Annotated in this window: 16 protein-coding genes; 4 read left to right on the forward strand and 12 right to left on the reverse strand. The window is 50.2% G+C overall.

Annotated elements, in window-relative coordinates:
• Positions 1-28 precede the first annotated feature (28 nt).
• The 8 genes from CPA59_RS11570 to CPA59_RS11605 form a co-directional block, all read right to left on the reverse strand.
• Positions 29-832 (reverse strand): carboxymuconolactone decarboxylase family protein, encoded by an 804-nt coding sequence (locus CPA59_RS11570; RefSeq protein WP_107759427.1) that lies wholly within the window; start codon positions 830-832, stop codon positions 29-31.
• A 49-nt stretch (positions 833-881) separates the two neighbouring features.
• The gene (locus CPA59_RS11575; protein WP_255412213.1) at positions 882-1,610 is read right to left on the reverse strand and encodes a putative quinol monooxygenase; all 729 of its coding nucleotides are present in this window, start codon (positions 1,608-1,610) and stop codon (positions 882-884) included.
• 47 nt (positions 1,611-1,657) lie between these two features.
• Positions 1,658-2,206, reverse strand: a complete 549-nt coding sequence (locus CPA59_RS11580) for an NAD(P)H-dependent oxidoreductase (RefSeq protein WP_255412304.1) — start codon at positions 2,204-2,206, stop codon at positions 1,658-1,660.
• 63 nt (positions 2,207-2,269) lie between these two features.
• Positions 2,270-2,830 (reverse strand): NAD(P)H-dependent oxidoreductase, encoded by a 561-nt coding sequence (locus CPA59_RS11585; protein WP_038919121.1) that lies wholly within the window; start codon positions 2,828-2,830, stop codon positions 2,270-2,272.
• Between the two features lie 159 nt (positions 2,831-2,989).
• Positions 2,990-4,024, reverse strand: a complete 1,035-nt coding sequence (locus tag CPA59_RS11590) for an amidohydrolase family protein (RefSeq protein ID WP_049855432.1) — start codon at positions 4,022-4,024, stop codon at positions 2,990-2,992.
• Between the two features lie 230 nt (positions 4,025-4,254).
• On the reverse strand, positions 4,255-5,202 hold the full coding sequence (locus tag CPA59_RS11595; RefSeq protein ID WP_038919122.1) for an aldo/keto reductase: 948 nt from the start codon (positions 5,200-5,202) through the stop codon (positions 4,255-4,257).
• 147 nt (positions 5,203-5,349) lie between these two features.
• Positions 5,350-6,030, reverse strand: a complete 681-nt coding sequence (locus CPA59_RS11600; protein WP_049855419.1) for a type 1 glutamine amidotransferase domain-containing protein — start codon at positions 6,028-6,030, stop codon at positions 5,350-5,352.
• Entirely contained in the window at positions 6,027-6,350 is a 324-nt protein-coding gene (locus tag CPA59_RS11605) for a superoxide dismutase (protein WP_107759431.1), read from the reverse strand. Before CPA59_RS11605 ends, CPA59_RS11600 begins: the two co-directional genes overlap by 4 nt.
• 142 nt (positions 6,351-6,492) lie before the next feature.
• Here CPA59_RS11605 and CPA59_RS11610 point away from each other — a divergent pair, with 142 nt between their 5' ends.
• Positions 6,493-7,392 carry a LysR family transcriptional regulator gene (locus tag CPA59_RS11610; RefSeq protein ID WP_049855417.1) on the forward strand — a complete coding sequence of 300 codons (900 nt, stop codon included), beginning with the start codon at positions 6,493-6,495 and terminating at the stop codon, positions 7,390-7,392.
• 254 nt (positions 7,393-7,646) lie between these two features.
• Here CPA59_RS11610 and CPA59_RS11615 read toward each other — a convergent pair whose 3' ends face one another.
• Together CPA59_RS11615 and dbpA are read right to left on the reverse strand one after the other, a co-directional pair.
• Positions 7,647-8,888, reverse strand: a complete 1,242-nt coding sequence (locus CPA59_RS11615; protein ID WP_107759433.1) for a glycoside hydrolase family 30 beta sandwich domain-containing protein — start codon at positions 8,886-8,888, stop codon at positions 7,647-7,649.
• A gap of 351 nt (positions 8,889-9,239) precedes the next feature.
• Positions 9,240-10,613, reverse strand: coding sequence for an ATP-dependent RNA helicase DbpA (gene dbpA / locus CPA59_RS11620; RefSeq protein WP_107760816.1), 1,374 nt, complete (start codon positions 10,611-10,613; stop codon positions 9,240-9,242).
• 219 nt (positions 10,614-10,832) lie between these two features.
• Between dbpA and CPA59_RS11625 the strand changes: the two genes are divergently transcribed.
• Genes CPA59_RS11625 through CPA59_RS11635 form a run of 3 tightly spaced genes read left to right on the forward strand, consistent with a single transcriptional unit; the run spans position 10,833 to position 12,722 of the window.
• Complete coding sequence (locus CPA59_RS11625) at positions 10,833-11,384, forward strand: tetratricopeptide repeat protein (RefSeq protein WP_049855415.1); 552 nt, start codon at positions 10,833-10,835, stop codon at positions 11,382-11,384.
• On the forward strand, positions 11,344-11,922 hold the full coding sequence (locus CPA59_RS11630; protein ID WP_369831403.1) for a sigma-70 family RNA polymerase sigma factor: 579 nt from the start codon (positions 11,344-11,346) through the stop codon (positions 11,920-11,922). The genes CPA59_RS11625 and CPA59_RS11630 overlap by 41 nt, the downstream gene beginning before the upstream one ends.
• Positions 11,919-12,722 (forward strand): anti-sigma factor, encoded by an 804-nt coding sequence (locus CPA59_RS11635; RefSeq protein ID WP_049855414.1) that lies wholly within the window; start codon positions 11,919-11,921, stop codon positions 12,720-12,722. The genes CPA59_RS11630 and CPA59_RS11635 overlap by 4 nt, the downstream gene beginning before the upstream one ends.
• Positions 12,723-12,804: 82 nt before the next feature.
• Here the strand turns inward: CPA59_RS11635 and CPA59_RS11640 are convergent, their stop codons facing one another.
• Together CPA59_RS11640 and CPA59_RS11645 are read right to left on the reverse strand one after the other, a co-directional pair.
• On the reverse strand, positions 12,805-13,380 hold the full coding sequence (locus CPA59_RS11640) for a YceI family protein (RefSeq protein WP_038919130.1): 576 nt from the start codon (positions 13,378-13,380) through the stop codon (positions 12,805-12,807).
• Positions 13,381-13,577: 197 nt separating this feature from the next.
• Positions 13,578-14,960 (reverse strand): diguanylate cyclase, encoded by a 1,383-nt coding sequence (locus CPA59_RS11645; protein ID WP_107759435.1) that lies wholly within the window; start codon positions 14,958-14,960, stop codon positions 13,578-13,580.
• Positions 14,961-15,205: the final 245 nt, after the last annotated feature.

The following is a 15,205-nucleotide window of genomic DNA, read 5'->3' on the forward strand; positions in this document are numbered from 1 at the left end:
AACGTTGTATTCTTATCTACCGCCCTTCTTATCCTGCTTTCGTTACGCGGGCGCGCAAAACCTCGCCTACAACCGGGGCTGCTGAAAAAGCATTTGGCCAGCCGGCATAGAACGCGGCATGAGTCACAAGCTCACCAGCCTCTTCGGCGGTCAGCCCATTGTCCATCGCCCGGTTAAGGTGGTAACTAATTTGCGCACTCTGTCCCGATGCAATCAGCGCGCTGACCGTCACGAGGCTTCGATCGCGGGGCTTCAGCGCGGGCCTCTGCCACAAGTCAAGAAAGAGAGGGTCGGCCGTAAATTTCACCAGCCCGGGAGAAATAGGCCCGACGTTTTTTTCTACCGTTTCTGAACGCTGTTTCTCCGCCTCCTGATTAAGCGGCAGAAGCGCCGGAGAGGCTTCGGCTAACTGTTCTGCCCCAATTCCGCGATCGTGAAAAACGCCTTTGATGACCGCAATGGCGGACATCGCATTTGGCCAACCGGAATAAAAAGCCAGGTGGGTAACTATTTCTGATATTTCAACCGTCGTAACCCCGCTATCGAGGGCGACCCCGACATAATGTTTGAGCTCTGCGGGCTGGTTTCTGGCAATAAGAATAGCCACCGTTACAATGCTACGGTCGCGCTGGGATAGCTCGCCTCGTTTCCAGAGGTCATTCGTTATCACTTCACTCCCGAAGCGGGCCAGTGCGGGTGAAACCGACTGAATATCGGCAACTGACAGGATTGATGGATTAACTTTCAACATAGCTTCACCTTGTTTTTCTTCAGCAGATGCAAACTCTGCCAGGACGAGTGACATCGCGGCGGCGGCAATAGCCTTTTTCATAGCAAAACCTCATTTATCAATTAAGTAGATGATGTTTCAGAGATGATATTTAATGTTGTTCATCACTCGCCTTCATATCACCCTTATTCCTGAGAAAGTCCGGCACAACCGGAATAGACGCTTTCCTGGTCGTCATTTCTGTCGTTTGCGTTATATAAGCCCTGAAGTGCGGCGTTTCTCGGTGCCGTTGATATTCAGTTTCACTGGCGTAAATTTCATAGAAGTACCAGCGGTTTTCCTTATTAGCATCGGTCGCGGCGTACATAGCCAGTACGCCCTCCTCAACCCTCAAAGATTCGGCCATTTCAGGTAGCACAATATTTCTGAACGCTTGCTGATACTCAGGTTTCACATCGACAATAACCAGGTTATTTATCGTCTTTTCGTTCTGTACGATTTTCTTATCGCTTAGAAACTGTGACGTGACTTCCGTTTTGCGCTTCTGATCAATCAGTTCGGGCGCTCGTTTAATAAAATCCTTATACTGATTTGAATCTAAATGTTTGTTGTAAGCATCATGGCCCGAATAAATTTCAATCATATACGCATGATGAGGATTATCTTTACGCCGTAAAGCGTACATCGCTAATGTGCCGCGTTCATTTTCTATGGAAGCGGTAATATTGCTTCTGGCAATTTCGTTATATAGATGGTTTTTCCCCGTTTTGATGTCGAGTTCGAAGATATTCATAATGGGTTTATCCACAGATGCTGCACTCTGAGCAAAAACAGGGCTACTGCTCAGCAGGAATAGTGCAATGGCTATGATATTTTTCACAGTTTGCCTTTGTTTAATAACGGGTTATCGGATGAGAATCTATCAATCTACATTTTAAGACGTTCAATAAGTTGTCGCTGATATTCTGCAAGCCGGCTGCTGCTGGCGTGCAGAAAGACAAGCGGTGCAAGATAAGTCATACCGGCGTGTAAAGCGCTTGCTTTCATTGGCAAAAATACATCAGCAAGCGTGACGCCGATTCTGCCTGCTTCGCCATAAGTAGAGTCTCCGCCAGCCGCCGTGCTGACGATGAGCATCTCTTTACCTTGCCATAATCCCGGCCCAACATTGCCCCATGTGTCATTCATCCAGGCTTTCATCATGGGGGTAATATTGAACCAGTGGGTCGGAAATATAAAAACAATGCGTGCATGTTCCCGCATTATCCGCCGCTCTTCTTCAGCATTAATTTTGCGCGTGTCAAAACCATAGAGCGTTTCGAGATTACGAACCGTCACGCCTTCAACGCGCTCCGCTGCCGCCTGCAAACCCTTGGTCATAACAGAGCGTTCCGGATAAGGATGGGAAACGATAACGAGTGTTTTAATATTAGTCTTATCGTTGCTGGTGGCTTTACTGACCGGAAACAGAAACATAAAAATAATGGCAATTTTTGCTGCTCTACAGAATTGAATCCATTTCATCCGTTGCTCCTTCATCTATTCGGGTGATAACGCTTTCAAGATAGCAATCAGACGTGAGGCGTGTTCTTTTGCCATCGTTTGCTGTTGCGCTATTTTGGCTTCGTCGCGATCCGCATAACTAATGCCGCAGGTATAAACCGGTTCCTGCATATCCAGATTACACAGCACCGCGGTAGTCTCAAACTGAGTCAGATAATCTTCAATGGTATGACCAAAGAATCCTTCAGAGGAATAAAGCGCTTGAGGTGCCCCGGTAGTGAAAGAGAGAATGAGTTTTTTACCACCGAGTTTTGCCGTTGACCCATGAGCAAATCCGTGAACAAAAACCCGATCGAGCCATAATTTCATAATTCCTGGCAGCGAATACCAGGAAAAAGGAAACTGCCAGACAATTACGTCGGCTTTCAGCAGCGCTTCCTGCTCCGCTGCAACGTCGATGTTGTAATCCGGATAGAGCGTATCCAGACAACGGATTTCAACGTCAGGCAGAGCCTGAGCCACCTCGTCCAGAATTACCACATTACCTACGGACTCCTTAAGATTAGGATGTCCTGAAATAATCAATATGTTTTGCATTTTTAGCTCGTTAACAGTGCGTTGTATCACAGATGTACAGTATAGGCAGGTCAGATTCTGTTTTTTAGGGTACTAATAGCTTAAGGACTTTTAGCTAAAAACTAATAATAAGCAAAAGCCAGATTGACCTTCCCTTGTGATGCCGGAGTTAGTCTCTCGTTAAGATATTAAGCCGAGTAACTGCTCCGCATTGCGGAAGGCTATCGCTTCTTTTTCTTCTTCAGCGATGGGCAAGCGTTGGATAAACTCCATCACGCCATCCAGGGTCTGGTAGGGATAATCGACAGAGAAAAGAATTCGCTTAGCCCCCATAAGTTCATAAATAAACCGGAAATGGGGCAAAGTCAGCATACCGCTGGGCGTAACGTAAACCTGCTCCTGAAAGGTCTGCGTCATGGAGCGATGCAAACCTGAAGCAGCCTGCGGAATACTATCGTCAAGACGTTGTAACCAGAACGGCAACATCTCTCCCCAGTGACCACTGATCACCTGCAAATCAGGGTATCGGTCGAATGCGCCGGACAGGATTAATCGCAGCAAATGAATCCCCGCTTCGTGATGCCATCCCCAGCCAAACATTGACAGCCTGGCGGAAACCTCATCGCTGAAGCCACTGTAATAAGCCTGCTGCACGGTGTGAACCGGCAGCCCCGGATGCAGATAGAGCGGCACTTTGAGCTCGTTAAAACGGGACAAAAGGCTTTCGAAGTCCGGATGGTCGAGAAAATTTTCTGATGGCCTGCCGTTTAACAGCGCGCCTTTGAACCCCAACTGATTGACCGCCCTCCCAAGCTCCTCTTCGGCCGCATCGGGCTGCGCCCAGGGAAGCGTCGCGAAAGCTGCGAACCGGCCGGGATTACGGCTCACCGCCTCGGCGAGGCGGTCGTTAGCCGCGCGGCTCAGATTGATGACGTCAGCGGCCGGGGCAAGATGAGGAAATCCTCCGATCGACAAAACCTGCATGGTAATACCGGCATTGTCCATATCGTTTAAACGCCCGTCGCCAATGTCTGCGCCCTTAACATTAATCAGGCCGTTTTTTTCGATTTGTGGACGGCGTCGATCCGGATTATTGCCATCAGACACGGTCCGTCCCCAGTCAGAAAGAAACGGTGCCTGAGCAAGCGCTACGGGCAAGGATGCCATGCCCAGCGGTTTATCCAGAGTATGTTCTTCAAGGCAAATGACTTTCATCGTTTTCGCTCTCCGCTCGTGGAGGTGGATGACCGCAGCCGTAGTAAAACGAGAGAACAGGCTGGACATGGCTATACCCGCCAGAACGTTGAATCCAGCCCGTAGCACGTTGCGACGCCCGACGGAAAATCCTGATGTCATAACGGTTCTTCCCTTTAACTGTCCGTGTTGTCAGCGCTAAGCCACGAATCAATGGCTTAATCTCAGCCGCTTATTCCATGATAAACGTGCTAAATCATCGGTTTTTCCCATGCGCCGCGGGTATCAACGCCCGTTTCTTCAGCCAGGCGTTCCAGCATTTCAGTTTCGTCGGCGCTGAGTTGGATTTCCGCTGCGCCGGCAGCGTCCAGCACATGATGTACTTTTGTGGCTCCGATAATAGGCAGTGTGCCTTTCGCCACTGCCCATGCGATGGCGACCTGCGCGACGCTGGCGTTTCTGGCTGCACCAATAGCCTTCATCGCCTCGGTTAGATTTTCCAACTGCGGTAAAACGTTGTTATAGGTTTCAGCTCGCCCGCTGCCGGGAGGCATAGGGTTTTCCGGGCTGTAACGACCGCTCAGCGCCCCTTGTTCCAGCACCATGTAGGCAAAAAATATGATGTTATTCTTATGGCAATAGTCGAGGATCCCGGCATCTTCTGATGACCGATACAACAGACTGTAGTGATTCTGAACCGCGCTTACTGAAAAACCTGCCGGCTTAAGGATTTCATTTGCCCGCTTGATCTGCTCCAGACTGTGATTGGACACCCCAACGTGCTTAACCCTGCCACTTTGTAAAAGTGGAATAAGACCCGGCACCCATTTCTCTACATCAGAAGGATTATGGATCCAGTAGATATCAATCGCCTGAACGCCAAGACGCTCAAGGCTTTCCTCAAGCATGGCGGTCACGGGCTGGGCGGCTTTCTCATCAGCAATTTGCGGCGTAAATTTAGTGGATAAAATGATGTCGTTACGCGGATACCGGCGAACCAGCGTCCCCAGAGCCGTTTCGGAGCTGCCCATCCCATAAACGGCGGCGGTGTCCCAAAGGTTAAGCCCCTTATCCATAGCGGTACTGAACACGTCTTCCATCTGTTTATCAGAGAGACTGTTACCGAATACGGTGTCTCCACCTGCGAATCCCGCCCCCCAGGACCAGGTTCCCAGCGCTATTTTCGGTAAATGTTTCATTTCTTTCTCCGGAAAAAACGGCCGGCGGCATGCTGCTGCATCCGGCCACAAAGATTGAGGGTTGTTGAACGTAAGGCAAAATTGAAGCAGTGAGAACCGCGGCAATCCGGTATCAGTGTCCTGATAAGTGGAGAAATCAGCCAATCGCTATAGCAGCGCGTCCACCAGAGCCACGCCAACGCCGTGCGCTGAGGCCGGGTTTTGACCGGTAATTAAGCGCCCATCAGTAATAATATTTACTGACCAATTAGGCGCCTCATGGTGAAGTGCGCCATGCTCCCTGAGGGCGGTTTCTAACAGAAAAGGCACGATTGCCGTTCCCTGTACTTCGTGCTCTTCTTTATTGGTGAAAGCCGCAACATTCTTACCTTTCACAAGGTATTCACCGTTACTGAGTTTTGCATCGACAAGCGCAGCCGGGCCGTGACATACGGCAGAGACGATCCCACCGCTTTCGTAAACTTCCCGGATAATCCGCTGCGCATCTTGACTATCGCGGTAGTCCCACATGGTTCCGTGCCCACCGGCAAAGAAGACGGCGGAATAGTCTGCGCCATTCAGTTCAGATAAGGACGGTGTGTTGGCCAATCGATGCTGAAAATCGGTTTCGTTCCAGAACCAGGCGTTCGCGGGATCGCTAAGCTCGAAGCCGTCCACCGGCGGCTGGCCTCCGCGTATGCTGGCAATAATCGTTTTGATCCCTGCGTCTTCCAGAACTTTCATGGGATGCGTGAGTTCGGCCATGTAGAATCCGGTAGCAACACCGGACGCACCTTTTATCGGATGGCTGGTGACGACGCACAATACGGGCTTCAGGTCTGATTTCATTTCATCGCTTCCTCTGACCGATTTTTGTACTCGCTGGAAAAAAGCGTTTCCCAGTTAGTAAATGAGCCAAGAGGGATGCACTCAAAGGCAAGCAGACCGGCTTTTGCAAGCGGGAAATCCGCCATGACCGTTCTGGCTTCGTCTACCGAATCGCACTCCAGAAAAATTGCTACGCCAGGGCGATCCTGACGGAAATAGATATCCCTGATAACACCGGATTTATACAAACCCCAGGCATGTAAAGCCTCCGAAGTCAGATGAGGGGCATAATTTTCCAGAGTGGCTCCGGTGGCAGGTATATCCAGACACAACATTCTCATTTCAGGCTCCTGAACTTAACAAACAGGGGAGTAACCGAGGAGAAGTATAAGCTCGCGATTTTGATAAGATTAGGCCATCATTGATTCAAGGATATTTAGCCTGTGGTTAATAATCAGTAGCCCATTGCATCAGGATGACGTGATGAATAACGTGATATACAACCAAATACGCATCTTCCAGAGCATTGCGCGCGAGGGCAGTATCTCGGCTGCCGCAAGAAAACTGGAGATCACCCCTCCCTCGGTCAGTAAGGCGCTCAAACTCCTTGAACAGCACATTGGTCATCCCCTGTTTGTCCGCACAACGCGGCGTATTGAACTGACGGATGCCGGGCAGCAGTTGTTAGAGCAGACCGCTGTCGCCGTGGACTCGTTGGAAAAAGCACTGGAAAGCATAAAAGATCAAAATCAGGAACCATCAGGTCTGATCAGGATTACCCTCTCCCGCTTCGCTTACCTGCTTATACTCAAACCCGCGATGGCGGAGTTTTGCCAGCGTTATCCGGGGATCCAACTTGAGATTTCCGTTTACGACGGGACCATCAATATCATTGATGAAAGATTCGATCTGGGGATTCGGTTTGGCGACATTCTTGAGGGCGGCGTTGTTGCGCGCCAGCTGATGAAGCCTTTTCGGGAAGGGCTGTACGCTTCAGCGGCATATCTTAAAGCGTTCGGTACGCCGGCGTCACCGGCCGATCTTCACCAGCACAGACTTATCGGTTACCGATTCATTACTAATAATCGCATCCTTCCACTGATTCTGGATTATAAAGGAGAGCAATTGACCGTTGATATGCCGGGCCAGTTAATCAGCAACGATATTGACGTTATGGCTGACGGAATACGTAACGGCTTGGGTATTGGCAGGCTATTTGAACCCATTTATCGGTTACAGCCGGATAAAGAGAAGTTTATTCCCGTGATGGAGTCTTACTGGAAAACCTATCCGCCAGTTTATCTCTACTACCCTAAAAGCGCGGGTAAAACCAAAAGAGTCAAGACGCTGATTGATTTTTTAATCCAAAACACAGCCAGATAAAATTATGGAAAACGCTCGTGCAGGTCGAATACAACGCCAAACGTTGATCTCTTCCCTGATTATTCTCTTCCCCAATCAATCAGATTACCGATTTCTTCAGCCTGATTCAGTAAGCATGCGTTGTATTTAATGACGATTATTAGTAAGCAACATGAGAGTTACTTTTTTGCATCAGGGCGCTATCCCCTATCGCAATCGGTAACTCTCATGCTTTCAGTCTGATTTATCAGAACCAATCGGGCTAACAGGGCTGGTTATTTACTGACAAAGGTCGTCACACTTAACGGATTTAGCCATACCGTCGCTTTGCCGCTATTATCGACCTGATATGTTCCGCCATATTCAACATTCATCACCGCGGATGTGCTGTATTTTTCAAATTTACCGACGTTGGCATTACTGATATTCAACGACAGCATTTGATCTGAATCATTCGTGTTTACCGCAACAATGACCATTTTTCCATCTGCGTTCTTGTAGGCTGTCAGATGAACATTTGACTGGGGGTTTTCCGTAGCCTGAATACGCTGGAACCCTGGGCGAACGAACCGGGCATATTGAGACATCACATAACCACGCTTACTGACTTTGCCGTCCTCAGTAAGCAATCCATAGGAGCGGCGGATATACCACCATACATAAGCATTATAGTTTGCCACCATGCTGGCATTCAGCTCAGTTCCCACTTCAAGGGCTGACGTCCAGTTATTAGCCGATTGCTTTGAGTCAACATAGTGCTCGGTCATCCAAATCTGTTTACCCGCGTTTTGAGCTAAAGGATACGCTTTAGGCGTTGTGCCATATAAGTGTCCCCCTACGATTGCAACGTATTTTGATGCGTCACTATCATTCAATACCGGGTCAGTTAATTTAGGATTAAATCCTAATGACTCTCCGACAATTACTTTAAGAGAACCAAATTTAGAGCCTTGCGATTTAAGATAGCTTTTAAATTCATCACCACTCCACTCACAAGATTCATAGTCGGGTTTCCAGTCAGGTTCATTTTGTATAGAAATGGCATAAAGAGAAGCACCATTAGTCTGCATGTATTTGGAAAAATCCAGCAGGTGCGAGGTATAGGCGGAATAATATGCCGGCAGCAAACGCCCGCCGTTTATCAGGCTGTTGTTGCTTTTCATATACGCGGGAGGTGTCCAGGGGGTTGCCATTAATTTAGCCCCTAGCGAGACGGCCTGACGTGCACTCGGAAGCTGTATATTCCATTTACTGGAGTCTGGATCAATTCTGATTCGCATAATTGATAGCCCTATCTGGTCGACATCACTACCGAATGCAGTATTAATTTGTTCTGTTGTCAGATCATTGATCCAACCAACCCCACTCATTCCACCAAACCCTTGAATTGTCTGGTAATTGATTTTTGCGTCAATTTTTACTGTATCAGCAGCGGCAGAGAACGAACCTGCCGTGGCTGATACAAAAACAGCCGCACTGAAACAATGACGAACCCAGCAAACTATATTTCCATTCATAGCATTCATCCTTAATAATATGAATATTGGGAAACAATTAGAAAAAGCGAACTATTTATTCCTAAAAAGCATAGAGATAACGTATAAACCGTCTGAATTAACGTGGTGACGGTGACTTATTTATAGGTCATTCTTATACGGAGCGCTAGTGTAAAGTGCGTGGCTCCTGTTTTTCATCTTGAGTGGATAGTTTACTCTGATCTAATAATTAGCTTACCGTCTATTTCCCCTCTTTTCTCTGAAATCTAAAATAGGAAAGACAAAGCAGGTTCTGACCGCCGAGCGGCCAGAAAACCTTATGCGTTATCAGTTAATCGAGGACCACAGCGCATACGTGATTTTTTTCTCACATCACTTCAGCAACCGGACTTTCACCGCCTTGCCTTTAATTTTCCCCTGCTGCAACTGCTTCCACGCATGGCGGGCTACCGACTGCTTCACCGCCACGTAGGCATGCGTCGGGTGAATCATAATCTTACCGATATCGGCGCCATCCAACCCCATGTCACCGGTTAACGCTCCCAGAATATCGCCGGGACGCATTTTGGCTTTCTTGCCGCCGTCGATGCACAGCGTCGCCATAGTGGCTTCCAGCGGGGTGATGCGCAGCCCGGTCGGCAGCGGGTGCCAGTTGAGTTTCATATTCAGCATTTCTTCGAGCGCATTCGCACGCTGGGCCTCTTCCGGCGCGCAGAGGCTGATGGCCAGCCCGCTTTCACCGGCGCGGGCGGTACGGCCGATGCGGTGGATATGCACTTCGGGATCCCACGACAGCTCGTAGTTAACCACCATCTCCAGCGCTTTGATATCCAGCCCACGCGCGGCAACGTCGGTTGCCACCAGCACACGGCTGCTACCGTTAGCGAAGCGCACCAGCGTCTGATCGCGGTCACGCTGTTCCATATCTCCATGCAGCGCCAGTACGCTCTGGTTACTGGCGGTCAGGGCGTCGTATACCGCCTGACAGTCTTTTTTGGTGTTACAGAACACCACGCAGGAAGCAGGCTGTTCGCGGCTCAGCAGTTTCTGCAGCAGATCGAGTTTGCCGTTGCGGGAAACCTCATAGAACTGCTGCTCAACCGCCGGGAGTTCATCCACCGTACCGATTTCAATGATCAGCGGATCGCGCTGAATACGATGACTGATGGCGGCAATGGCATCCGGCCAGGTGGCGGAAAACAGCAGCGTCTGACGCTGAGCGGGTACGTGGGCGATAACCTCGTTGATGGCGTCGGCAAAGCCCATATCGAGCATCCGGTCAGCTTCATCCAGCACCAGCGTCTGCAGGGCATCAAGGCTTACCGTCTCCTTTTTCAGGTGATCCAGCAGTCGGCCCGGCGTGGCGACAATGATGTGGGGGGCATGGGTCAGCGAGTCGCGCTGGATGCTGAACGGTACGCCGCCGCAGAGGGTCAGCACCTTGATGTTCGGCATGTAGCGAGCCAGACGACGCAGCTCGTTTGCTACCTGATCGGCGAGTTCACGGGTCGGGCACAGCACCAGCGACTGGGTATTGAACTGCCCGGCATCAAGATGCTGTAACAGGCCCAGGCCGAAAGCAGCGGTTTTGCCGCTGCCGGTTTTCGCCTGCGCGCGGACGTCTTTTCCTGCCAGAATCGCCGGTAACGCCGCCGCCTGAATCGGCGTCATGGTCTGGTAGCCCAGCTCGTTAAGGGTGGTGAGTTGCTCCGCAGGAAGCGCGTTCAGTTCAGCAAATGAGGTCAATAAGGTCACAGTGAAAATTCCAGATGAAAGAGGCCGATATGATACCACCCCTTTCCTGCCGCGCCGTGAGGAGTTTTCACCTCACGTCATCGGGTTGAGTCCGGTTCGATTTTTTCCGAATAAAAATAATCGGTGAAATAAAAATAATCGGTGAATAGAAATGACCGCTGATGCGTTTACCCATCACTTACACCACGCATTCACCCAGGAGTAAATAAAATGAACCCTGTTTCTTCTTTCCAACTCTCTATCGCTCGCCGTCTAACCATCCCGGTACTGCTATTTTCTTTGCATATCCCGCAGGTCTTGGCTGCAGGCGACGACGATACCAACAGTAAAACGCCGGATTGCCCGGCCGGACAGGTTTATAACAGCGCGACGAAACAGTGTGTCCCTGAAAAAACCAGCCGACTGAGCGACCAGGATAAGACCAACTACGCTTATCACCTGGCTAAAAAAGGTGAGTATCAGGCGGCGCTGAACCTGCTCGATACCCTGAAAAATGGCAATACCGCCGAAGCCTGGAACTACCGGGGTTACGCCACGCGAAAACTCGGGCGTACCGACGAAGGCATCGGCTATTATCAACGCTCGCTGGCGCTCAACCCGAATTATGCCAAAGTACGCGAATATCTTGGTGAAGCGTGGCTGGTGAAAGGCCGCCCCGATCTGGCGCGGGAGCAACTGAAAACGATCGCCAGCCTGTGCGGCCAAAGCTGCGAAGAGTATCGTGACTTACAGGCTGCTATTAACGGGCATCCTGAATCCTGAGTATCACCGCGAGGACAAAAAAATCACTACCAGTGACGTTCGCCAGCAGCTTGCCGCGCATCTGACACGCCTGTGGCGTTATGGTCTGGTGCTCTCGCGCAGTCACGATGTTGCTGAAGAATTAGTGCAGTCCACCTGCGTTCGCGCGCTTGAAAAGAGCGCGCAATTTACGCCGGGAACCCGCATCGACAGATGGTTGTTCTCCATTCTTCACTCCATCTGGATTTCCGATCTGCGCGCCAGCCGTGTGCGTATGGGGCAAGGATTTGTCGAAAGCGATGAGTTGCCGGCGCCGGACACCCACGCGCTGAATGACGATCGCCGGCATTACCAGAAAATCATGCAACGGGTAAACGCGCTTCCTGAAGCGCAGCGCAATGCCATATTTTTAGTTTATGTCGAAGGGTTTACCTATCAGGAGGCGGCAGACACGTTATCGGTACCGATCGGCACGATTATGAGCCGGCTGGCGGCGGCACGAACAATTCTGGTCAAATCGGTTGACGCCCAGACGCCCGCGAAGGAAAAACGTTCATGAGAACAATAAATTTTACGCCCCCCTACAGTGACGAAGCTATCGTCGCCTGGCTTGACGGCGAGATGAATGACACCGACGCGCAGCAGTTCGAGCAGTTGCTCAGGAATGACGATCAGCTTGCCGAACGCATCGCCAGGCTGCAAAAAAGCGATCTGGCGTTTAAAGAAGCCTTCGCACCTTTACTTGATGACGCGCCCCAGGCCCGGATGCAGAATCGACTTGAGCAACTGCTGGCGGCGACTCCCGTCGTGGGAGAAACGCCGCCTCGCATCGGGGTTAGCCGCCGTTCGCTGATTGCCGCCTCGCTCAGTTTTCTGGTGATTGGCTCAGGGTTGGGCTATCTTGCGCGCCCCGCCTCGGCTGTTCGTAACGATAGCGAGAAAATTCGCGATCTTGAGGCCCAATACATGTCACTGTACAGCGCTGAAACACTGCTCGACATGGACAGTTCATCGTCCGCTCTGGCTCGGGGACTGGCGCGTACCGCGCAGGACATCGGCATTCATCTGAACGAACAGCAGCTCGCTATTCAAGGCGCCGAGCTGAAAATGGTACGTATGCTGCGCTACGACAGCACCTCAATCGCCCAAATTGCCTGGATGCATGCCGATTACGGGCCGATGGCATTGTGCATCTCCCCGGAGCAGCAGCGAAGCGCAACGGCGATCAACAATGAACAACGGCATGGAATGCACCTTGCCTGGTGGCATACCGGAGGCTATCAGTTCGTATTGATCGGCCGCAATCCGGTTTCACAACTGGCCGATAGCGCGCTCAGATTGCAGACGTCACTGACATAACGCGGCCCTTCCCTCCACGCTGCAACAGCCAAAGCGCGAAGGGAGGGCTGTTATAAGGACGGACTGTTATAAGGGAGGACGGTTATAATGCGCGTCGGACTTGCGCCTGAAGGTCAATATTAATCGCGACCTTGTCATCCACCAGCGCCGTAAACCGATCCATATTAAAGGCCGAACGTGAAATAGCGGTTGTCGCATGGAGAAACAACGTCCCCCCCGCCGGCGATGCACCGCCATATTCCTCCAGCGTCGCCTCCAGAATGACCGGACGCTGAACGTTTTTGACGGACAGCGAACCAAACACACGAAAGTGACCATGCCCTTGCGCCACCACTCTGCTGCTGGTGAAAACAATCCAGGGGTAGTGTGTTGCATCAAAAAACAGGCCGCTTTTCAGCTGATAGGTCAGCAGGCTGTTGGACGCTTCGAGCGTCGCAACGGGGATTTTCACTTCAATACGGTCATCGATTTCTTTGGCGGAATCCAGCATAACGTCCCCGGTTACGCCATCCAGATACGCCTGTGACGTACCGCCAAATGCGCGCCATGAAAGCTTAATGACGGTTTTATTGGTTGAAATAGTATAGTTGAGCGGCGTTGCGTGAAGCGTTGGACTTATCAGCAGCCCGGCGGCCACGACGGAAATGATGCGCATCATAACGGGAATCTCCTCAAAGCAGACAACGCGTAAACGCTTCAAGAAGCTGATCTATTCATTCCCCAGCCAAACAAACAAAACCGACCGCATCAAAGCCGGGCAATCGCCGTAACGTTAAACCATGCGCTAATCGCCTTCACCACGGCAAACGTAACGATCCCGGTTGGCGGGACCGGGTAAATACCGGCATTTTTGCGTTAATTAAATATCTCGATTCGATTGCGGCCGTTAGCTTTGGCCTGATACAACGCACTGTCAGCCTTTTTGATAAGCTGCTGATAATCGGGGTGGTTATCGAACTCGGCAATCCCAACGCTGATGGTCACCGATACCCCCTGTTCCACCATTGCCGGAATAGACAACCCGGCGACCATTTGACGAATCGAATCAAAGATCATGGAAGCTTGCTGCGCCTGGGTTTCGACCAGCAACACCATAAACTCTTCGCCGCCATAACGAAAAACATAATCGCTGCTTCGCACGCTTTCGTATATTTTCGTCGCGATCGTCTTAAGTGTCAGATTGCCGGTTTCATGCCCGTAACTATCATTGATCTTTTTAAAATGATCGATATCAATCATAGCCAGAATAAAGGGTTTTCCCGAACTGATAGCCAGTGCGATTTCCCGCCGCATAATAGTCGGGATGAAGCGACGATTGAGCAGATTCGTCAGTGGGTCCTTGCCATTTTCGAATCGGATCAATTCATCAAACATTGAGCACAGAATTGCATTAACCTGCCCAATTAACTGACGGATGTCGCGTAATAATTGCGTGCGTATTGCCGTATTTTCAACGTGATGGGGAAATGTCTCTCTCACCCGACTATCCACCTGCCGGATCAATCCCTCCAGCTTTTGCAATAAATCAGGACCATTGAACAAATGCCGGCCTTTATGAAAAAACCACAGGCCAAATTCCGATTTTTCCAGCAGGATAATCTCTTCAGACGGCAGCCCGGTCGCCACGTTATAAATGAACTGATTCTCCCAATTCATTAATGCGCCAAGCTGCCGCTCCCTTTCAACATTCACATCATCATAAATCGACAAAATGCGATAGCGTTCCTGATCGCGCATCGCACTTTTGTAACCGGGAGAATACGCGGTTGTCATGGCCTCAATCGCAGTATCCATAACCAGACTGCTAAAACAGACCGCCTGATTAATCAGTGCGGCATCCAGGTTTCGTTTTCTGGCCAGCAGCTTGAACAGTTCATTTTTCAGTTTACGCGCCCCTCGGGCCACCAGATCGGTCGGAATGCCGATGCGCGCATGAATAACGCCAACCTGCTGCTGCCGTTCCAGCAATACAGATAATGACCCTTTGGCGCTGCCCAATACTGAACGTAGCCAGTGATACATACTTTCACTGAGTTTATCGGCTACTTTTTGGGTATTGAGATAAATACTGGCCTGTTTATCCTGAAGCATATAGTCGTAAAACACGCTGACCAGCTGACGCAATTCTTCTTCGCATAAATCGCTCAATAATTGGTGAGCGCCAGAAGGAGTCAAATTAACAAGCTCTTGCCACTCAGTGAGCAGCAATTCACTATTATCTCTTTGTTCAGTATGCATTATTAAATTAACAGTAAGTTGTTTTCATTATGTCCTACGACGTCGACTGACAAACTCGTGGCCCCTGTTGACGCCACGGAGTGTACCCAACTTACCTCAAATTCCCAAATGTATTTCAGTGTCAATGTATTATCAAAACTACTTATTTAGATAATAATTCGTTAAAAAATCGCTATATTACGGCACCAATTGTTCCAGACAGGCGGCATCATCGCATAATCCATCATGCCGCCTTAAGAATAACC

It is taken from the genome of Dickeya sp. Secpp 1600 (assembly GCF_003049805.1).
GTDB classification, from domain to species: domain Bacteria; phylum Pseudomonadota; class Gammaproteobacteria; order Enterobacterales; family Enterobacteriaceae; genus Dickeya; species Dickeya fangzhongdai.